Source organism: Flavobacterium phycosphaerae (assembly GCF_010119235.1).
Lineage (GTDB): Bacteria > Bacteroidota > Bacteroidia > Flavobacteriales > Flavobacteriaceae > Flavobacterium > Flavobacterium phycosphaerae.
Map to the genome: position 1 here is coordinate 303,669 of NZ_JAAATZ010000001.1, position 19,975 is coordinate 323,643.

Sequence of the window (19,975 nt, forward strand, 5' to 3'; positions counted from 1 at the left end):
AATTAAAACAGTTCTAATTCGCCAATGGACCAATCAATCGCGGTGAATGGCAAATCGGCATCTTGGTCGTTAATCTTTCGGAAGGTAACCATAGGCGATTTTTTCAACAGCTTCACGGTAAACGACAGTGTTGATTTATTGATAAAAGAAACAAATCCGGCTCCAAAGGCAAAAAACAATTTAACAAAGACCGCTACAGGTACTTCCTGACAACTGGTATTGTTTTTTATAATATCGCAAATCCTGAATTCGTTAAGGAATTTAATTTTCTTTTGTCTGTAAAGTATTCTATAAGTATCAGCACCTATAACAAGCTCTTTCATACCATAACTTTGAATGGAAATCTGTTGATAGCGCCACTGATAATAGACGGCATCTTTGTAAACTGTCAAACTATCTGTTGCCGTTACTGTAATTCCTGAAAAATCATGTGCTAATAATTTTGCTTGGTCTTTTTTAAAATTCCCAAAAAGCGATAAGGACGGCATAATTTGAATTACGGGTTTTCCCCATTCTTTCCATCCCATTTTGATATAACCCGGTTTGGATAATGAATTTGGCGTATTAAAAATAAATGCTTTTTCATCTATCTTTTTTAAATCATCAATTAAAGACATTGTCAGATTTCTGAAAATTCCTTTTCCTTGATAATCAGGATGTGTGGCAGTATCTACAGGGCGATAGGCTTTATAAACCTCTTTTTTATTATGAAATTTGAAACACATAAAAGCTCTGATTCCAATAAGTTTATCTCCGTCCCAAGCTAAAATAACGGGAGAAATACCACCCGGATTTTGATGGTGTTTCCAGTTCCAAAATGTAACGGTTGGTGCACCGCCATCTGCTCCTAAGCATAGCTCAAACAACGTGACAATCTGATTCACATCGGTTGGCTCTGCCCATTGGTAAACAAACTGATTATCTTTCATGCTGGAGAACTTCGGTGTAAATAGTTTCTAACTGGTTGACCATTCGCTGAATGCTGTAATCGGCAACAACGGTGTTTCTGGCCTGTTTTTTCAAGCTTTCAAAATTAGTGATTTCGTTCAACACTTGAGTTTCTAATTGTGATAAGATTTCGGCCGGTTGGTTACTTTTTAAAAGCACTCCGTTTCTATTGTCATTAACCACATTCGGAATCCCGCCTACGTTGGTACAAAACGGTACAATCTCCATACTCATCGATTCCAATAAAGCCACCGGTAATCCTTCAAAATCACTCGTAATCAGAAAAACATCCATATACTGCATGAAGTCGGCCGGGTTTTCCTGAATCCCGGCTAACATCACATTGTTTAATTGATACTGTTCTACCAAAGCTTGTATCATGGGCATTTCTGTTCCGGCTCCAACCATTAGAAATTTGAATGGCAGTTTTTGTTGCTGGGCCAAATGAGCTACTTCAATAAAAATATCCAATCTTTTTTGCTTTCTGAAAACCGCAACGGTTCCGATTACTTTGTCATGACCTACGAAACCTTCTACTTCGGGCAATTGGGAAAAATGATTTGTTTTGGAAAAAAAATCAGTGTTTACGCCATTAGGTACATACACAATATCATGAAACAGGTTTCTTCTTTCTAATGCTGCTTTGGCATCTTCTGAAACGGCTAAGACTTTGGTTTGAAATTTATAAGTAACTGAACTCAATATTTTGGTCAGTATATGGTATTTATCAAAATTATTGTGCTCGGTATACAACACCGGGAGTTTTGCCAATCGTCCTGCTATTCTTGCTACAATTCCGGCCCAAGGCAAATGGGCGTGAATAAGCTGAATGTTGTTTTCTTTGCAATATTTTACAATTTTAGGATACTGAAACAACAGTGTCAAATTATTCTTGGCCGAAAAGCAAGTAACCTTTCCTCCTGCTTTCTCGATGGCCGGCACCATTTGGTCTTTCCAAGGCAAAAAGTAAATACAATGAAACTCAAATCGGGATTGGTCGTGCACTTTTATCGTTTCAGGCAACAACATTTCTGCTCCGCCACGGCCTAAGGATTTGATAATATGAAGGACTTTAATTTTTGGCGGCATACTGTGGAAATTTCGCTTTAATATCTTTATTCAACTGTTGTGTAAAGTAGGTCGCACCGTTTCGGTTCATGTGGTCGCAATCATAGTACATGCTGTCATCTTTCACAAAATGCAAATAGTCAAAGTAAGCACCCCCATACTCGTTGACAATGGCCGTTACTTCTTTACTATCCTTCTCGCGAACTTCATTATCAATATTTTTATTATACAATTCATGACAAGGTAACGTCACTATTATTGGAGTGATATTTCGCTGTTTAAGTTCTTGCAAAAAGGATTTTAATAGTTTAATGTTTCGTTGTCTCTCTGCCAGATTATTGATTTTGCTGTTGAAAATGGCGGCTCTGTTTTGGGCACTTTTTTCTTTTATCTTTTTATTTTTTCCGGCTTTATACGGAATCCACCCATTGGCCATGGTATCCAGAATATTCACTCCGTTTTCTACGTGATAGTTGACTGTTTTCTTGTGTTTTCTGAAAGAAACAATGCGTTTATTGATATCGCTTTTCAGCATGGCAAACGCAATTTTGGGAGTATAACCAAACCAGAATCGTGAAGTTTTTGTGGTCCAATCTATAGCATTATCAATGCCGTAATCGTAGTAAATCCAGTTGTCTCTTAAGCCTTGTGATGAAAAATATAAGCTGTGATAATCCAAACTCAAAATCACATATTTCAGGTTGGGCAGTTTGTTTATTTCTTTTTCAAAAATAGCATGGTCATAAAACCACGACTGATTTACCATGGCCATATTATAGGCTTCGGCATCAAGTTGACTTGGATTGATATCGTAGTTGGCATGAGAATTCCCAAAAATTAACATCTCTACGTTTTCTCCGTTTTTATGAAGTCCGGACAGCTTTTCTTTGTAAATAGTATTCACCGATCTTAAGTAGATTTCGAAGAAAACCGTTACTACTAAAAAGGGCAAGAAGAATAGAAAAAGTCGGCGTAAAAATCGTTTCATAAATTAAAATTGAAAGTAAATAAAATCCTGACTTTTACCGGTAAACCCAATAATAGCTAAAATGATAGCGTAGTAAAATGCAAATCGAACAATAGGACGACGTGAAAAGAATAATTTTTCAATCGCATACTTGTTTTCTCGGCCGTTCCATTCAATTAAAAGAAAAACAAAAACCAGTCCCAAAACGGTTGCAACCCCTTTTAAATCGTTCACATTGGGAATGCTAAAGAATGAAAAAGAGAAAATCCCTTTTAAAAAATGCAACGCAGCCCCAACACTGTCAGCTCTGAAAAACACCCAAGCCAAAACAGTTAAACTGAAAGTGATCAAAATGGATAAAAACTCTCTCACCGTGGGGAAAACTTTGCCCGCAGCCACTATGGTCATGTTGTTTCGATTTGTATTGAAAATTATGGACGGCATAATATACAAAGCATTGAGCAATCCCCAAACAATGAAGGTCCAGTTGGCGCCATGCCAGAACCCGCTGACCAGAAAAATGATAAACGTGTTTCTAACTTTAAACCAAGTCCCCCTTTGCTTCCACCCAGCGGAATGTATAAATAATCTTTAAACCAAGAGGATAATGAAATGTGCCAACGGCGCCAAAATTCAGCTATATCTCTGGAGAAATAAGGAAAGGCAAAATTTCGCAACAAGTCAATACCAAACAATCGGGCGGTTCCTAAAGCAATGTCAGAGTACCCTGAAAAGTCACCGTAAATTTGGAACGTAAAGAACAAGGCTCCTAAAAACAAGGCGCTACCGTTATGACTATCGGCATTGTTAAAAATCTGATTGGCAAATTCCGCGCAGTTATCCGCAATGACGATTTTCTTGAAAAGTCCCCATAAAATTTGACGAAGGCCATCTGTCAACTGCAAGTAATTGAATTTGCGTTTCATTTTTATTTGCGGCAATAAATGGGTCGCTCTTTCAATTGGGCCTGCCACTAAAAGTGGAAAAAAGCTAACAAAAACAGCGTAGTCAATAAAATTCTTTTCGGGCTTTATTCGGTCGTTGTATATGTCAATCACATAAGATAAGCCGTGAAAAGTGTAGAACGAAATACCCACCGGCAAAATTACTTTAAGCGTCCATGGATTGATGTGAACTCCAAACTGCGAAAGGGATTCGGTCAAAGATGTGGCGAAAAAATTATAGTATTTGAATACGCCCAGAAACCCAACATTGACGATTACACTCAGCCAAAACCAAAATCGTTTTGAACTTATCGTGAGTGATTCCGACATTTTTATTGCCGTGACATAATCTAATACAATCGAAAAAATTAAAAGGAATAAAAAGCGCCAATCCCAACAAGCGTAGAAAAAGAAACTCGACACCAGCAATAGCCCGTTTTGATATATTAAATCCTTTTTAGCCAAGAGCCAGTAGAGCATAAAAACTATAGGCAGAAAAAGGGCAAAACTGATGGAATTAAAAAGCATTTTTTTAGTTGATTATGAGATTGTTGTTTTGTTTATGATGCTAAAGTATACTTTTTCAAATTGCTTAGCAATAGCGGTATTATTATATTTTTGGTTGACCAAATCATAGGCCTGTTGAATCAAATGACTATTGTCTTCCCTAAGTGCTTTGTCAAGGGCATTTACTAAACCGGTTTCATCATTTTTTTCTACCAAATAGCCGGTTTCGTTATTTTGAACTACTTCGGAAACGCCTCCCACATTGTAGGCTACTACTACGACTTTTGAAATCATAGCTTCCAAAATTACGCCCGGAAGTCCTTCGATAATACTTGGCAAAACCAATACATCCGCTTTTCTAACGTAGTTCATCGGATTGGAAACCCAGCCATAAAAAGTAATTTTATCTTGCAGTCCCAAGGTTTCCGATAGCTTTTGAATTTCTTCTCTTTTGGGGCCTTCGCCAAGTAAATGCAAATGCGTATTTGGGTTTTGGGCTAAATATTTTTTATAAATAGACAGCAATCCTTCGTGGTTCTTTTCGAAACTGAAACCGCCCACATGTATGATGTGTTTTTCCGCCGACATACCTCCTGTCAAAATCACTTCTTCTGATGGAACGAGTTCAATACCGACAGGAATAACAGTTGTTTTAGGAATGGTAACTGGGAATAATGCGTTGATATCTTCTTTAGAATTTTCGGAAACTGAAATGACATAATCCGCCTTTTTATACAAAAAACCGTTAATCCATTTTGTTATAGGATTATTTATGTAAAGACTTACCATACTGGCATTTCTGGCAATAATAGGTTGTTGCCATCCCATTATTTTTTTAGACAAAACGGCAAATTTCAATGTATCTCCGGCATTGCATTGAATGAGGTCCGGTTGGTGTTTTTCAATTAAAATGGCTAAGGCTTTCCATCCTTCGTAATCAGTCCAACGTTTTGAAATGGGCCGATTCAAACTTAGTTTTTCTCCGGAAAACGGTAACACTCCATCACCCGGAAACAGCGAGATAAGGAATACTTGGTGTCCTGAAGTTTCTAAATGTTGCGAGAGTTGCGCGGCAAACATTTCGGCCCCACGAAGTTGGAATTTTTGTATGAGTTGGAAGATGACCAATTTTATGATTTCAATTTTTTGAGTAAACTTTTAATGCTGAATAGCAGGCTGGCTTTGGCTATAGTGATTTTCCACTGAAGAGAACCTAAAGTCTTAAATTCAGTATAACCAAATCGTTTGGCAGTAGCTATAACTTCATTGGACAACTGAAATCCATAGTCTTTATTATTCATCCAGTTGTTCATTGATTTGCTGTTGAAACGGTATTTTTCAACGGGAGCGGTTTCGCCAATTAATTGGTCAAAAGTTATCTCGTTGGACACTAGTTTCTCGTATTCGCAGAAAGTGATATTGAGTTTTTCTTTCCAATCCAAAAGGTTTTTATACGAGATATTCCATTCGTTTTGAAAACCGCTTGGTAAAAACTGCCAGCGTTTCCAGCCGGAAAGCAAGACCGATTGCGGATGTCTAATAAGACCAATTATTCTAATATCCACTTCATTTTTATAGCGCTCTACAAAATTTTTGATTAGCACCAAATTGGATTCGTTGTACAAATGATGCGGGCTTTTTTCTATGAATTTTGGTGCCAAAGACTGAATCAATTCGAAATAATATTCCTGAAATTCTTTCTCCGTAGTCTCTTTAGTGATGTTGATGTGAGCAAGTTTGTTTTTTAGAAAAAACTCATTCAAGTCCTTTACCGCTTTTTCTACTGTATACGGAACTTTGGAACGGTACATCTTGTTTTGCGGCATTTTTAAAACAGAAGCCACCTTACTCCAATACAACGTTTCTTCTTCCTGATGCTGCGTAAACGAGATTGTTTTGTATCCTAAATTTTCCTTCAGGTAGTTTTGTAACGCTGTAGAACCGGATGATTTGCAAGACAATAGGATAACGTGTTTCATAATTCAAAAATTAATAGGTGCTTCTTAACGTATGTTTTTATAATGTTCCAGCATTTGACGGTTGACGTTGTCTAATTGGAATTTTTGGTTGAAGTTTTTCAAACTTTCTTCTCCCATTTGGGTTCGTAATTCTTTTGACGCTGTTAAAATAAGTAATTTTTCGGCCAAAGCAGCAGTATCATTTAACGAAAACAACAAGGCATTTTTATCGCTTACAACAACTTCCTGAAAAACCTTAATATCAGAACATACTATGGGTAAAGCTGCCGCTTGAGCTTCAATCAAAGAACCGCCCAAACCCTCATACAACGAGGGAAAAACAAAAACATCCGAAGCCGCCAAAATCTTGTTGACATCATGCCGGTGCCCTAAAAACAGTATGGTCGTTTTCAGGTTTTCCTTGGCTAAAAAAGTTTCAATTTCTTTAGTATTATTACCGTCTCTTCCGCAAAAAAGGAATTTTACTTGGTCCGCAAAAAGTTGTTCGTCTATACTTTTTATAGCTTTTAACAATGATAAATGTCCTTTTTGATATTCCTGACGACCCACATGAGTCACAATGATATCGGTGTCTGCAAATTTTAATTCTTCCGTAATTTCTTTTCGTGCCTGAGCTTTATGTTGTAAAAAAGTATTGGCTTTTCTACCTCTGAAAATAACACTCACCTTTGACGGTTTTATTTCCAAATGCTGAATGTAATGCTCCCGAACTTCATTTGTTATTGCAATAAATTCCTCTGTCCATTTTCTGGTAGTGATTTTATCCAACCATTTGTATAGGTTAAGCGCTGTAGCATTAACTTTCGGATCGGCAAAGCGAATGGGATCGTAGGTACAATTTACCAAGCTCTCGATGTGGTAAAATTTGGTTTTCAATTTGGCCAAACGGGTACGCAACGAAGCCCTAAACAAAACAGAATGTACAATATCGGGTTGAAATTCTTTGATGAGTTGAGCAATGCTCCCAACTTGCTGCCACAACTTTTGATTATCAATAAACGTGATGTCAAAACCGTTTTCCAAGATTTCTTTTTCGATTCCTTTTTGACGGTGTTCTAACACAATGACTTTAATAGTTACGCCATTTTCACGCAAGAAATACCAAAGCTCTGAATTGGATTTTTCAGCACCTCCGGTTCCGAGGCTGTCTTGTATGAATAGAACTTTCATCTGTTATTTAGTTGGGTTTTCGCTGTAATACTTATGTTTTTTTAGCCCGCTTTCGGCAATAGCATTGATAGTTTTCCATTCTTCTTCGCTCAACCGGGCAAAACTTTTATGGTTTTGGTCAGACACCTTCATCTTGTTACCGTGCACTTCAAAATCACTTTCCAACAGTTGGTCTTCAAAAGTATCAATACCTAAAAAAGTGGTTATCTTAAGACTAGTTCCTTTTAAATCAGCCGTCATTTCTTCGTAAGTAATTTCCAAAAAGTTCTTAATCGTTCCTTTTTGCTCTTCTACCAAATCAATACTTCTTTGCCATTGTTTTGCTGGGAATTCAATTGGATAGTGAGTCCCCAACTGCGCTTGCTGTTCCTCCATCACCAAAGCTTTTCTTTTAATGCCTTCAGTAACGGCGTAACCATTTCGCACAATATGAATAAAATAACTATTCGGAAAATGCTCCTGAAAAAACGGCATTCTGGTGGTATTAGCGATTGATTTTTCGACTACGATATCCGGATTCTTTTTAATAAAATGTGACCAATGTCTTTTTATAATTTGAGCCGCTTTTGAAGCTTTGTTTTTTGGAATTTGCATTTCATTTTCGCATTGACACCACATTCTTCTCCAATCAAAATCTTCAGGTCTCGGCAACTGATTAGTGAGCATAACGCCTTCATCGGGCAAAACGGAAAGTTGGGGATGTTTTTCAAAAATCTCAGCCAACAAGGTAGTTCCCGAGTTATAACAGCCAACAATGAAAATCCATTTTTTGGGTTGCAATTCTTTCCCAAATACTGAAAAAATACCGCTCACTAGAGCCGAATTTTTATATCGGGAATATACTTTTTGCTTGAACGTTATGAAATTCATTTCTTTAAAATTTGATGTATGGATTTGGTAATTGGTAATAATTTCGAATGCCAGCCCGATAAAATTAATTTAAACTTCCAAATTGGTGTGTAGTCATTCAAGCTCAATCGGGAAATGCGCAACGGATTTCTTTTTCCGTGGCTAATTTTGTGGTCAAACAAAAACGCATATTCAATTCCTTCCTCTTTCAGTACTTTTTCAGAAACTGCATTGTGACTGCCGTTTGGATAAGCAAAAAAGGAATAACCGTTTAATTTGTTTTCTTCGAAAAATGCTCTCGTGTTTTGCAACTCGCTTCTAATTTCAGCTTCCGTGCACTGGTCAAACATAGGATGTGTAAAACTGTGGTTGGCTATGACTATGCCTTTGTTTTGCATTTCGTGTATCTGTTCAACGGTAAGCTGTTGTTGTTTTAAAAGCGGCTTTTCGGCATTGTTCCGAAGTTGATTTAAATAGTCAACTCTTTCCTGATTGGGAATGGATTTCAATTCCTTTATTTTTTCGCTCCCGGCGGCTTTGCCCAAATAATGATAAACTTCATTCCACCAAAAAGGTTGATTGGTTCCTATGAGCGAGGGAATGATAAATAAAATGGCCGGAATATTATATTTGACCAGCAACGGAAAAGCATTGGTATAGAAGCTCAAATCGCCGTCATCCGTAGTAACCAGTACTTTGGGCAATCGACTGATTATTTGAAGCTGTTTCTCAAAATTGGAAACATTTTCAAAGTCGTGATACGTTAGGATTTTATGGTAAGAGTCAATCTTCATGAGCGCTAAGATGCCTAAATACTATTGGCAGTATTTTGGAGAATTATATTATGAAAAGGAGTGCCATTTTTTCCACAACGTTTCGTCAATTTGGAATGCTGTGGCAAATTCTTGTATATCCGATTGTAGCAACTCGTGAATTTTTTTCAATTGTGCCTCGGTCAAACTGGGCTTTTCTACTTTAGCATTTATAAAATACCAAATGGCATGATATCCTTTAGAAATAATGCTTTTGCCAAAAATACCGTGAATAAAATCGTAATACTTGATTTGATAACGTTTTTCAGAAACGTTAAAAGGCTTGATTTCGGCAGGAATATTTTCCAAACCAATAAATTCATACACTTTATCTTGAAACGTTTGCGGGTTTTTGATTAATTCTTCAAATTGTAAAACCTTAATATTTTCTTTGCCATACAAATCCATATAAGGTTTGATTTGATAAAAATATTTGGTCGTTAGTAAACAATCGGCGTCTTCTTTTATCCAATTGTCAATGTCTTTGGTGGTCAATCTGCCGCGCAGCATATCGTGATGAATGTGCGAAATAATTCGGGCAAACGGATCTCTGACCAAGTAGATTATTTTGGCGTTCGGTTCATAGCGGTGCATTTCCTGAGTACAATTTGGGTACAAGTGTCGCATCGAATAACTTGGGGAAACATCTATCAGCACATCGTTTCCGGGCTGTGGTTGAAACTGATTTTTATACCAATCGAATCCTTTTTTAAAACGTTTGGTAAAAAAACTGGGTTCTTTATCGGTAGTCACACAAACCTGAAAATGTTTTTTCAATAAATGATGAACAGAGGATGTGCCACACTTCATGCCACCAATAACAAATACTTTTTTCATGGTTTATTTTGCCTTATGTTGTTTGTAAAGTCTGCCGCTTCTATCGCCGTACAACCCTTCTTTTTCTAAATTATCGTAGTGTTCTTTGTTTCTGAATTTTAAGACTTTAGCCGGATTTCCACCTACTATAGCCAATGGAGGAACGTCTTTGGTAACCGTAGAACCCATCCCTACAATGGCACCATCACCAACAGTAACTCCCGGAATAATATTGACATTCATACCCAACCAAACATTTTTCCCGATGGTTACTTTCTTTTTGGTTGTGGTGTAATCGTAAGGCAAAAGACTGCCTTCGTAGTTATGATTTACTGAGTAAATAGTGATGTTTCGACTGAAATGACAATTATCACCAATGTGAATTTCGCCATCCGTTTTTAAAAAAACATTATCTCCAATGTGAACATTCTGTCCGATGAATAATTTTTTGGGTTTGGACACATAAAACCTACCTTTAAATTCTGTCCCTTCTCCCACTGAACCCAGTTGCTTGAAAAGTACCGCTTTGTTATAGGCAAATCTATAGCGTTTCTTTAAAAATTTAATTTTTTGGTTTAAGTATAGAAAAATCTCATGGTAAATTTGTTTGGCGAAAAATAATAAAATTATAGTCGCTTTAATGGCTAAAACTACAAAAATATTTAAGTTTCCAACTAAAAAAGGGTTTATAAAATACATTAGTGCCAACAGAAAAATAAACTTTAAAAACAAGTTTCTGTTTATGCCAAAAAAGGCAGCCCAAGTATAGCCCGGCACTTCTTTCTTAATTTTGAAATGAAGCTGCATGTATTGAAAAACCAAACCAAATGAATACCCGGCTGTTACGCCAATTAGTCCGTAATAAGACAACGAATACATTAAGATTACTGTTACAATAAGATACATGAACGAGTAAAAAAACGTGTTTTTGATAAAGCTTTGCGACTTAAGGTATTGATGCGAAATTTTATAATTGATGCGAAATAAAAGTCCGAGTATTAGAATTTTCAGTAGTAATTCGCTTTCAATCCATTTATCGCCCAAGAGAATAGAAACGATTTCTTTGGTAGAGGTTAAAACAATAAGCAAAGAAGGCAGTATAAACAAATTAAGCAGATACTCTACTTTGAGTAATCGTTTGAGGTGCATTTTTTTGTCGTCTTCCATTTTGGCAAAATCGGCAAAAATAATGTTGTCCAGGTACTGAGCGTATACATTTTGCAACGTACTCATAATACTGTATGATCGATTATAAATTCCCAAAGAAGTTGGTCCCAAAACCCTTCCGATGATAATCCCGTCTGATTGATTTCCGAGCATACCTACTAATCTGCTGGCAGAATTCCAACCCCCAAAATTGATGAGTTCATTCCAAGCTGTTTTATCAAATTTGAAAAAATATTTCTCTTTTTTGATGGCATAAAAAACAACTGACTCGTATAAAACCTGAGCAACAAGCGGATAAATTAAAGCGTAATAATTATGGTATAAATGAAAAACAATAAAAACGCCGGGAACATAAATAAGCATGAAACTCGATAACTCAATCAGGCTGATTTTTTTGACTTCGAGGTTTTTCAATAAAATATTTCGGGAAATCGCGGATAATGCGATGAACATTGGCAACCAAAAAATATTTCTTAAGATGGTACTCAGTTCATTGATATTGAAAAAATGAGCTACCATTTCATTACCGAACCAAAGCACACCTGAAAAAACAGCGGCAAAAACTACATAGGAAAAGAAAGCCGTATTAATATGGTTTTGGTTGATGTTCTTTTGCTTCACCAAACTGGCTCCAAGGCCGGTATTGGGAATTTCCATAAAGAGTATAATCAAAATATTAAAAACATGAAAGATACCAAAGTCGTGCGGCATCAAATGTCTTGACGTCCACATCAAAAGGAAAATTCGGCAAAAAATTATGATAATTTTAGAAGAAGAGTACCAAATGACATTCATAGTAAATCAAAGTATCGGTGTGCATTTTGAATAAAAACGTTCATGTCATTTATCCTTTCTAACTAAACAATCATTCCGGCGGCTACGGTTTCATTGGTAGCATCATCAATAAGGATAATACTTCCGGTGATTCTGTTTTCACGATAAGAATCCAACATCAATCGCTGGGTACAACGAATAGTCACTCGGGCAATATCATTCATTTTCAATTCTTTATCCTCTTCTAATCGGTGATAGGAATTGATATCAATTTTATACACTACATTTTTAATGATAGCTTTTTGTTCGTTACTCGTATGCATAATGGTATACTTGGCATTCGGGCGGGCTGAACCGTTATTGAACCAACACAACATTACATCAAACTCTTGTTGCATTTCCGGTTGGTTGTTGGTTTTTACCAGCATATCGCCTCTACCTACATCAATATCATCTTCTAAAGTTATGGAAACCGACATTGGAGCAAAAGCTTCTTCAACTTCTTTATCTCCGGCATTAATCGATTTAATTTTAGAAACAAAGCCCGAAGGTAAAACAGTAATTGAATCACCTACTCGGTAAATTCCACCGGCAATTCTACCGGCATACCCGCGGTAATCGATAAAGCCTTCGCTTTGTGGACGCAATACGGTTTGCACCGGAAAACGAGCGTCAATTTTATTGATATCACTACTGATGTGTAGGGTTTCCAGTAAATGCAATAAAGGAGAATCCTGATACCAATCCATATTTTCAGAACGGTTGACCACATTGTCACCATCCAAAGCACTAATCGGAATAAAGCGAATATCTTTTATATTTAATTTTGATGAAAACTCTTCAAACTGGTTAACGATAGTGTTAAAAACAGTTTCCGAATAATCCACCAAATCCATTTTGTTTACACAAACAATGATGTGTGGAATTTGCAATAATGAAGCTATAAAAGCGTGTCTTTTGGTTTGTTCAATCACACCATGACGGGCGTCAATCAAGACAATAGCGGCATTGGCTGTTGAAGCTCCGGTAACCATATTACGGGTATACTGAATGTGTCCCGGTGTATCGGCAATGATGAATTTACGTTTGGGTGTAGTGAAATAACGGTACGCTACATCAATGGTAATTCCTTGCTCACGCTCATCGCGAAGTCCGTCAGTAAACAACGCCAAGTCTACCCCAGCATGACCTTTACGTTTACTGGTGGTTTCAATGGCTTCTAACTGGTCTTCAAAAATAGATTTTGAATCATATAACAATCGTCCTATCAGTGTGCTTTTTCCGTCGTCAACACTCCCGGCTGTGGTAAAGCGCAATAATTGGTTAGTATCTATAATCATGATGTTCTGAAAATTAATGTTGTTTTGTTTTTGTTTTGAATTTTAGAAATACCCTTCTCTTTTTCGATCTTCCATGGCTGATTCTGAGCGTTTATCATCGGCTCTGTTTCCTCTTTCGGTATGACGCAAAGAAGCCACTTCGGCAACGATTTTTTCCAAAGTATCCGCATCAGATTCTATACCACCGGTAATGGTGATATCGCCCAAAGTTCTGAAGCGGATTTTCTTAGTATGAATTTCTTCTGTCCCATCAAGGATTAAGTATTCTGATTTTGGAATCCAAGAATTATTTCTCCAAAGCACTTCTCTTTCGTGAGCGAAATACAACGAAGGAATCGCAATATTCTCTCTTTTAATGTAGTTCCAAACGTCCATCTCTGTCCAGTTACTGATTGGGAATGCTCTGAAGTGTTCGCCTTCAAAATATTTTCCGTTCAATAAATTCCACAATTCCGGTCTTTGGTTTTTAGGATCCCATTGACCAAAATCATCTCTGTGCGAAAAGAAACGTTCTTTGGCTCTGGCTTTTTCTTCATCACGACGTCCACCTCCAATAGCGCAATCAATTTTATGACTTTCGATAGCATCTAAAAGTGTGGTGGTTTGCAATGCGTTTCTATTGGCATTTTTCCCTCTTTCTTCTAAAACTCTACCGGTATCAATAGATTCCTGAACCGAACCTACCAATAAAGTAGCGCCCAATTCGGCAATCAAATCATCTCTGAATTGTATCGTTTCCGGGAAATTGTGTCCGGTATCAATGTGCATTAAGGCAAACGGAATTTTAGACGGATAGAAGGCTTTTTTGGCTAAATGTGCCACTACTATAGAATCTTTTCCTCCCGAAAAAAGGATTACGGGATTTTGAAATTGCGCCCATACTTCACGTAAAATGAAGATGGCTTCTGACTCTAACTCGTCTAAATAATTTAAATAAAATTTACTCATTGCTGTATGTTTCTATTTTATGCTTGACAAAAGTAATAACTTTTTCTACGGCATCGGGGATGCTGTCGGTTTCTGTTTTAATCCAAATGGCAGGATTAGTTGGTTTCTCGTACGGGGCATCAATACCTGTGAAGTTGGGAATCAGACCTTTTCGGGCTTTTTGATACAATCCTTTGACGTCTCTACGTTCACATTCTTCTAAACTGGTATCAACAAAAATTTCAATAAAATCTTTTTCGCCAATGATTTCTTTCACCATTTTTCTGTCTTTTTCCAAAGGGGATACAAAAGCGGCTACGGTTATCATTCCGGCATCGACAAAAAGTTTAGCGATTTCGGCTGTACGGCGCAGGTTTTCATTTCGATCAGATTCCGTAAAACCTAATCCGGCATTTATACCACCTCTCAGATTATCGCCATCCAAGGTGTAGGTTCTTAAATTTAGTTGAAAAAGAGCCTGTTCTACTGCTTCGGCTATAGTAGATTTCCCCGAACCTGAAAGTCCGGTAAACCAAAGTACCATAGAAGGGTGTTGGTTTAACTGATTTCTGGATTCGCGGGTAACCGAATAGTTTTGTTGTGTAATGTTATTACTCATTGGCTGCTTTTATAGGTTCAACTATAGGTTCTTCAACGGTTATAGGCTCTACTTTTGGCAACCCAAATTTACTGCGATACCAAACGCGTTCGTGAATATAATACAAAATCATTTTGGTACTAACTTCGGCCAAGCCAACTTTCAAACCAATAAACGGATTGCCGGAAATAAACCAGGCTACCATCATAGTATCCATAGAACCCACCAAACGCCAAGTGACTGTTTTAGCAAAATGGCGCTTTTTGCTTTCTCTTAAAATACCTTCTTTAGACAAATTGATTTTGTACCAAACTCTTTCGTGCAAATAATACAAAATGAATTTAGTGGCAAACTCAGTCATCCCAATCTTAAACCCAATCATAGGATTCCCCGAAATGAACCACGCCAACAGCATGGTATCTATCGTACCAATAACACGCCAAGTAATGGCTTTGGCAATATGGCGCTTGTGTGATTTATCAATCATTGGTTATCGAGAAATAAGGGTTTAATAAATTTTCTTTGTTGTATTGTAATTCAGTAGTTGAATTTTGTTGCAGTACTTTTAATCCGGCGGCATTGCAAATGGCATGACCGGCCGCTATGTCCCATTCCATAGTGGGAGCAAATCTCGGATAAACATCTGCGGTACCTTCGGCAACCAAGCATAATTTTAAGGAACTCCCTTTTGAAATAATGGCTACTTTTTTACCCGATTGTTGTTCCAATTGCGTCATAAAAGTGGTTGTTTCCTCATTCATGTGCGAGCGACTTCCCACTACACGCAGTTCATTTTCATCTTTTTTCGGGGCAATATTTTGACTATTCTTGATAATATCAGCTGCTGTAGTATCGGCTGTTGTTATGAATTTAAAGGCTTTTTTTTCATCTACTAAACCATAATATAATTCGTTTAGTGCCGGAGCAAAGATGACGCCGAATTTAGGCTTCCCGTTTTCGACTAAAGCTATATTAACGGTAAACTCATCGTTCTTTTTGATAAATTCTTTGGTTCCATCAAGTGGATCAACTATCCAGCAGGTATTCCAGTTTTTACGTACATCATACGGAAGTTGCTTGGTTTCTTCACTGATAATCGGTATTCCGAAAGGTTTTAGTTTAGCTTCAATACAAGTATTGGCCTGTTGATCGGCCACGGTTAAAGGGGATTCATCTTCTTTGAAAACCACTTCGATTTCATTGGTATAAATTTTCATGATAACCGCACCGGCTTCTAATGCCGCGTCGATTGCTGTTTCAATCCAAAGTGAATTTACAGATGAATTTGTCATATTAATGATATTGTTTGTCGTAATAGTTTTGGTACTCGCCCGAAGTCACATTTTTCAACCAAACTTCATTGGCTAAATACCAGTCTATAGTTTTTTCCAATCCTTGTTCAAAAGTTACGGAAGGTTTCCATCCCAGTTCTTTATTTATTTTTGAAGCATCGATGGCGTAACGCAAATCATGTCCCGGACGGTCTTTCACATAGGTAATCAATTGGGCTGATTCTCCTTCGGAACGGCCTAATTTCTTATCCATTTGTTGGCAAAGCAATTTAACTAAGTCAATATTTTGCCATTCATTGAAGCCACCAATATTGTAGGTTTCATGATTTTTACCTTCATGAAAAACTAAATCAATCGCTACTGCGTGATCCTCTACAAAAAGCCAATCGCGAGTATATTTTCCATCGCCATAAACCGGCAAAGGTTTGTTATTGATAATATTATTAATGAAAAGCGGAATCAATTTCTCCGGAAAGTGATTTGGCCCGTAATTATTGGAACAATTGGTAATTACATAAGGTAAACCATAAGTTTCTCCATAGGCACGCACAAAATGATCCGAACTGGCTTTTGAGGCAGAGTACGGGGAATTCGGGTCGTAAGGAGTGGTTTCGGTAAATAATCCTGTTGCGCCTAAACTTCCGTAAACCTCATCGGTTGATATATGATAGAATCGTTTTCCTTCAAAATTATCTTTCCAAATGGTTTTAGCGGCATTGAGCAGATTCATTGTTCCTATAACATTGGTTTTTACAAATGCCAACGGATCAGTAATGGAACGATCAACATGCGATTCAGCAGCTAAGTGCAATACGCCTTCAAACTGATATTTTTGAAATAAGTCATTGATAAAATCAGCATCCGTGATATCGCCTTTTACAAAAGTATAATTAGCCGAATCTTCAATATCGGCAATATTTTCAAGGTTTCCGGCATAAGTCAGTGCATCAAGATTAAAAATATGATACGACGGGTACTTAGTCACAAAACGTCTGACAACATGTGAACCAATGAATCCGGCACCTCCTGTAATTAATATCTTTTTACCCACGATTTTATTATTGTTTTTTTAGTGTTCGTGAACCTTGCGGTTTCATATTATAATTTTCCGTCTGCTTTTTCTTTTAAAACTCCTTTTACATCAAATAAGACGCTGTTGGCTTTTTTCAACTTTGAAAAATCGAGCGTTTCAAATTCTTTATGGGACACCCCTAATACCAATGCGTCATACGTATCATTAGGCAATTGATTAGTGGTTTTAAGGTTGTACTCGTGCCATACTTCTTCCGGTTTGGCCCAAGGATCAAAAATGGTAACTTCCATACCGTAATCGGTCAAAGCTGTTACTACATCTACAATTTTGGTATTGCGAACATCGGGACAATTTTCTTTGAACGTAAAGCCCAACATCAATAATTTGGCTCCGTTAATGGCAATCCCTTTTTTAATCATCAGCTTGACCACTTGTGAAGCCACATATTCGCCCATGCTGTCATTTAATCGTCTTCCGGCTAAAATAATTTCGGGATGATATCCTTTTTCCTGAGCTTTTTGCGCCAGATAGTACGGATCAACTCCTATACAATGTCCACCAACCAAGCCCGGTTTAAAGGGAAGAAAATTCCATTTGGTTCCGGCTGCTTCTAAAACGGCATGCGTATCAATTTCTAATAAATTGAAAATTTTAGCCAATTCATTTACAAAAGCGATATTGATATCACGCTGAGAATTTTCGATTACTTTGGCCGCTTCGGCAACTTTGATGCTTGGTGCTAAATGGGTTCCGGCTGTGATAACCGATTTGTATAAATTATTCACTTTCTGTCCGATTTCCGGCGTTGATCCGGAAGTGACTTTTAGTATTTTTTCGACGGTATGTTCTTTATCTCCCGGATTGATTCGTTCCGGCGAGTAGCCTGCAAAAAAATCTACATTGAATTTCAATCCGCTTATTTTTTCTAAAACCGGAATACATTCTTCCTCGGTAACTCCGGGATAAACAGTAGATTCATAGATTACGATATCGCCTTTTTTCAACACCTTTCCAACCGTTTCGCTTGATTTATACAGTGGTGTCAAATCGGGACGGTTATTTTTATCTACCGGTGTCGGAACAGTTACTATGTAGTAATTACAGTCTTTTATATCGTCTAAATTATAGCTGCAAAAAAGTCCTTTGGTAGTTGATGGTATATTTACTAAAACCGCTTTTAAGGTTTGCTCATCAATTTCGAGGGTGGCATCTTTGCCTGAATTTAATTCTGCTATTCTGTTTTGGTTGATATCAAATCCAATGACTGAATATTGGGTAGCAAACAAGCGTGCCAGTGGTAAACCAACATATCCCAGTCCTATTATTGCAATTTTTGAATCCATATATTTTTTAGAAAAATCTAAAATTTAATTTTGCTAATATAGTTTATTTAGAACCAATTGATTGGTAAACAAACCCGATTTCTCTCATTTTATTGGCGTCTAATAAGTTTCTACCGTCGAATATAAAAGCCGGTTTCAGCATATTGTCATAAATTTTTTGCCAATCGTATTCTTTAAACTCATCCCATTCTGTCAAAATAGCTATGGCATGTGCATTTTGGCTAGCTACGTAAGCGTTGTTGAACGTTTTTATATATTTTTCGTTATCAGCAGATTTTCTTGTGTCAAGGTAATCCAAATCAGACAACACCTGTTGATGAGAAACTTTTGGGTCATATAAAGCAATGGAAGCTTGTTCGTTTATCAAATCATCTGCCACATATATAGCGGCTGATTCGCGAGTATCATTGGTATCTTTTTTGAAAGCCCATCCTAAAAAGGTAATTTTTTTTCCGGAAACTGTATTGTAAAGAGTTTGGACAATATTTTGAGAGAAACGCTTTTTTTGGTGATCATTCATAATGATAACCTGTTCCCAATAATTAGCAACTTCATTTAAACCGAAAGCTTTGGAGATGTATACCAAATTCAAGATATCTTTTTGGAAACAAGAACCGCCAAATCCAACTGAAGCTTTTAAAAATTTAGAACCGATACGGCTGTCCATTCCTATAGCTTTGGCTACTTCATTTACATTAGCTTCTGTTTTTTCACACAATTCAGAAATAGCATTGATAGAAGAAACTCTTTGTGCTAAAAAAGCATTGGCAGTTAGTTTTGATAATTCAGAAGACCAAACATTGGTTTTTAAAATGCGGTCTTTAGGCACCCAATTAGAATATACTTCTACCAAAGCCTCAATGGCTTTTTGACCTTCCTGATTGGTTTCGCCACCAATAAGTACTCGGTCCGGATTTAATAAATCAGCTACAGCGGTACCTTCGGCTAAAAATTCAGGGTTGGATAAAATTTGAAATTGCACTCTGTTTCCGGTATTGTCTAAAATGCTTTTTATGGCTTCAGCTGTTCTAACGGGCAAAGTTGATTTTTCAACAATGATTTTATCATTTTTGGCCACTCTGGCGATTTGACGCGCACATAATTCTATGTGTTTTAAATCAGCCGCCATTCCTTTTCCGGTACCGTAAGTTTTTGTTGGTGTGTTAACGGAGATGAAGATTAATTGAGCTTCATCAATAGCTTTATCAACATCAGTAGAAAAAAACAAGTTTCTACCTCGAGCTGAAGCTACAATTTCATTTAAACCCGGTTCATAAATAGGGATATTATTAATGTCTTTATCATTCCAAGCCGCGATTCTTTTTTCATTTAAATCAACCACCGTGACTTTAATATGAGGGCATTTTTCAGCTATAACTGCCATCGTTGGTCCTCCAACATAACCGGCACCGATACAACAAATGTTTGTAATCTTCATTTT

The 19,975-nt window shown here is 37.1% G+C and carries 18 protein-coding genes and 3 pseudogenes; all 21 read right to left on the minus strand.

All coding sequences use genetic code 11. The annotated features are described in order from the left end of the window. Nucleotides 1-2: 2 nt before the first annotated feature. The 21 genes and pseudogenes from GUU89_RS01335 to GUU89_RS01425 all read right to left on the minus strand — a co-directional run bounded on the left by GUU89_RS01335 (nucleotide 3) and on the right by GUU89_RS01425 (nucleotide 19,972). Nucleotides 3-929: a GNAT family N-acetyltransferase gene (locus GUU89_RS01335; protein WP_162126250.1), complete on the minus strand. Its 927-nt coding sequence runs from the start codon at nucleotides 927-929 to the stop codon at nucleotides 3-5. Next, a complete protein-coding gene (locus GUU89_RS01340; protein ID WP_162126251.1) occupies nucleotides 919-2,037 on the minus strand; it encodes a glycosyltransferase in 1,119 nt (372 codons plus the stop codon). The genes GUU89_RS01335 and GUU89_RS01340 overlap by 11 nt, the downstream gene beginning before the upstream one ends. Further along, nucleotides 2,021-3,004 carry a D-alanyl-lipoteichoic acid biosynthesis protein DltD gene (locus tag GUU89_RS01345; protein ID WP_162126252.1) on the minus strand — a complete coding sequence of 328 codons (984 nt, stop codon included), beginning with the start codon at nucleotides 3,002-3,004 and terminating at the stop codon, nucleotides 2,021-2,023. The genes GUU89_RS01340 and GUU89_RS01345 overlap by 17 nt, the downstream gene beginning before the upstream one ends. A gap of 3 nt (nucleotides 3,005-3,007) precedes the next feature. After that, nucleotides 3,008-3,427: an MBOAT family O-acyltransferase gene (locus GUU89_RS15390; protein ID WP_394350927.1), complete on the minus strand. Its 420-nt coding sequence runs from the start codon at nucleotides 3,425-3,427 to the stop codon at nucleotides 3,008-3,010. Between the two features lie 15 nt (nucleotides 3,428-3,442). After that, a pseudogene (locus tag GUU89_RS01350) lies at nucleotides 3,443-4,455 on the minus strand (MBOAT family O-acyltransferase); the annotation flags it as partial. Between the two features lie 12 nt (nucleotides 4,456-4,467). Next, a complete protein-coding gene (locus GUU89_RS01355; protein WP_162126253.1) occupies nucleotides 4,468-5,562 on the minus strand; it encodes a glycosyltransferase in 1,095 nt (364 codons plus the stop codon). A 2-nt stretch (nucleotides 5,563-5,564) separates the two neighbouring features. Beyond that, nucleotides 5,565-6,413 carry a sulfotransferase family protein gene (locus GUU89_RS01360; RefSeq protein WP_162126254.1) on the minus strand — a complete coding sequence of 283 codons (849 nt, stop codon included), beginning with the start codon at nucleotides 6,411-6,413 and terminating at the stop codon, nucleotides 5,565-5,567. Between the two features lie 24 nt (nucleotides 6,414-6,437). Beyond that, entirely contained in the window at nucleotides 6,438-7,583 is a 1,146-nt protein-coding gene (locus GUU89_RS01365) for a glycosyltransferase family 4 protein (RefSeq protein ID WP_162126255.1), read from the minus strand. A gap of 3 nt (nucleotides 7,584-7,586) precedes the next feature. After that, the gene (locus GUU89_RS01370; RefSeq protein ID WP_162126256.1) at nucleotides 7,587-8,453 is read right to left on the minus strand and encodes a sulfotransferase family protein; all 867 of its coding nucleotides are present in this window, start codon (nucleotides 8,451-8,453) and stop codon (nucleotides 7,587-7,589) included. Further along, nucleotides 8,450-9,226 carry a polysaccharide deacetylase family protein gene (locus tag GUU89_RS01375; RefSeq protein WP_162126257.1) on the minus strand — a complete coding sequence of 259 codons (777 nt, stop codon included), beginning with the start codon at nucleotides 9,224-9,226 and terminating at the stop codon, nucleotides 8,450-8,452. Before GUU89_RS01375 ends, GUU89_RS01370 begins: the two co-directional genes overlap by 4 nt. A gap of 48 nt (nucleotides 9,227-9,274) precedes the next feature. Then, entirely contained in the window at nucleotides 9,275-10,081 is an 807-nt protein-coding gene (locus tag GUU89_RS01380) for a sulfotransferase family protein (RefSeq protein ID WP_162126258.1), read from the minus strand. 81 nt (nucleotides 10,082-10,162) lie between these two features. Next, a pseudogene (locus tag GUU89_RS15395) lies at nucleotides 10,163-10,327 on the minus strand (DapH/DapD/GlmU-related protein); the annotation flags it as partial. Nucleotides 10,328-11,092: 765 nt separating this feature from the next. Beyond that, nucleotides 11,093-12,022: pseudogene (locus GUU89_RS15400) on the minus strand (oligosaccharide flippase family protein); the annotation flags it as partial. A 62-nt stretch (nucleotides 12,023-12,084) separates the two neighbouring features. Beyond that, nucleotides 12,085-13,341 carry a sulfate adenylyltransferase subunit 1 gene (locus GUU89_RS01390; RefSeq protein ID WP_162126260.1) on the minus strand — a complete coding sequence of 419 codons (1,257 nt, stop codon included), beginning with the start codon at nucleotides 13,339-13,341 and terminating at the stop codon, nucleotides 12,085-12,087. Between the two features lie 42 nt (nucleotides 13,342-13,383). Then, nucleotides 13,384-14,289 (minus strand): sulfate adenylyltransferase subunit CysD, encoded by a 906-nt coding sequence (gene cysD / locus GUU89_RS01395; protein WP_162126261.1) that lies wholly within the window; start codon nucleotides 14,287-14,289, stop codon nucleotides 13,384-13,386. Next, entirely contained in the window at nucleotides 14,282-14,887 is a 606-nt protein-coding gene (gene cysC / locus GUU89_RS01400) for an adenylyl-sulfate kinase (RefSeq protein ID WP_162126262.1), read from the minus strand. The genes cysD and cysC overlap by 8 nt, the downstream gene beginning before the upstream one ends. Next, nucleotides 14,880-15,353 (minus strand): DUF2061 domain-containing protein, encoded by a 474-nt coding sequence (locus GUU89_RS01405; protein ID WP_162126263.1) that lies wholly within the window; start codon nucleotides 15,351-15,353, stop codon nucleotides 14,880-14,882. Before GUU89_RS01405 ends, cysC begins: the two co-directional genes overlap by 8 nt. Beyond that, on the minus strand, nucleotides 15,346-16,158 hold the full coding sequence (cysQ, locus tag GUU89_RS01410; protein ID WP_162126264.1) for a 3'(2'),5'-bisphosphate nucleotidase CysQ: 813 nt from the start codon (nucleotides 16,156-16,158) through the stop codon (nucleotides 15,346-15,348). The genes GUU89_RS01405 and cysQ overlap by 8 nt, the downstream gene beginning before the upstream one ends. A 1-nt stretch (nucleotide 16,159) precedes the next feature. After that, on the minus strand, nucleotides 16,160-17,209 hold the full coding sequence (rfbB, locus tag GUU89_RS01415) for a dTDP-glucose 4,6-dehydratase (RefSeq protein ID WP_162126265.1): 1,050 nt from the start codon (nucleotides 17,207-17,209) through the stop codon (nucleotides 16,160-16,162). 47 nt (nucleotides 17,210-17,256) lie between these two features. Next, nucleotides 17,257-18,534: a nucleotide sugar dehydrogenase gene (locus GUU89_RS01420; protein ID WP_162126266.1), complete on the minus strand. Its 1,278-nt coding sequence runs from the start codon at nucleotides 18,532-18,534 to the stop codon at nucleotides 17,257-17,259. Nucleotides 18,535-18,577: 43 nt separating this feature from the next. Then, the gene (locus tag GUU89_RS01425; protein ID WP_162126267.1) at nucleotides 18,578-19,972 is read right to left on the minus strand and encodes a UDP-glucose 6-dehydrogenase; all 1,395 of its coding nucleotides are present in this window, start codon (nucleotides 19,970-19,972) and stop codon (nucleotides 18,578-18,580) included. Nucleotides 19,973-19,975: the final 3 nt, after the last annotated feature.

Excerpts from the sequence above, each read along its gene's own strand:
- GUU89_RS01370 (WP_162126256.1), bottom strand. The coding sequence starts at position 8,453 with ATGAATTTCATAACGTTCAAGCAAAAAGTATATTCCCGATATAAAAAT.
- cysD (WP_162126261.1), bottom strand. The coding sequence starts at position 14,289 with ATGAGTAAATTTTATTTAAATTATTTAGACGAGTTAGAGTCAGAAGCC.
- GUU89_RS01390 (WP_162126260.1), bottom strand. The coding sequence starts at position 13,341 with ATGATTATAGATACTAACCAATTATTGCGCTTTACCACAGCCGGGAGT.
- cysQ (WP_162126264.1), bottom strand. The coding sequence starts at position 16,158 with ATGACAAATTCATCTGTAAATTCACTTTGGATTGAAACAGCAATCGAC.
- GUU89_RS01340 (WP_162126251.1), bottom strand. The coding sequence starts at position 2,037 with ATGCCGCCAAAAATTAAAGTCCTTCATATTATCAAATCCTTAGGCCGT.
- GUU89_RS01335 (WP_162126250.1), bottom strand. The coding sequence starts at position 929 with ATGAAAGATAATCAGTTTGTTTACCAATGGGCAGAGCCAACCGATGTG.
- GUU89_RS01375 (WP_162126257.1), bottom strand. The coding sequence starts at position 9,226 with ATGAAGATTGACTCTTACCATAAAATCCTAACGTATCACGACTTTGAA.
- GUU89_RS15390 (WP_394350927.1), bottom strand. The coding sequence starts at position 3,427 with ATGCCGTCCATAATTTTCAATACAAATCGAAACAACATGACCATAGTG.
- GUU89_RS01345 (WP_162126252.1), bottom strand. The coding sequence starts at position 3,004 with ATGAAACGATTTTTACGCCGACTTTTTCTATTCTTCTTGCCCTTTTTA.
- GUU89_RS01425 (WP_162126267.1), bottom strand. The coding sequence starts at position 19,972 with ATGAAGATTACAAACATTTGTTGTATCGGTGCCGGTTATGTTGGAGGA.
- GUU89_RS01405 (WP_162126263.1), bottom strand. The coding sequence starts at position 15,353 with ATGATTGATAAATCACACAAGCGCCATATTGCCAAAGCCATTACTTGG.
- GUU89_RS01420 (WP_162126266.1), bottom strand. The coding sequence starts at position 18,534 with ATGGATTCAAAAATTGCAATAATAGGACTGGGATATGTTGGTTTACCA.
- GUU89_RS01360 (WP_162126254.1), bottom strand. The coding sequence starts at position 6,413 with ATGAAACACGTTATCCTATTGTCTTGCAAATCATCCGGTTCTACAGCG.
- cysC (WP_162126262.1), bottom strand. The coding sequence starts at position 14,887 with ATGAGTAATAACATTACACAACAAAACTATTCGGTTACCCGCGAATCC.
- GUU89_RS01365 (WP_162126255.1), bottom strand. The coding sequence starts at position 7,583 with ATGAAAGTTCTATTCATACAAGACAGCCTCGGAACCGGAGGTGCTGAA.
- GUU89_RS01380 (WP_162126258.1), bottom strand. The coding sequence starts at position 10,081 with ATGAAAAAAGTATTTGTTATTGGTGGCATGAAGTGTGGCACATCCTCT.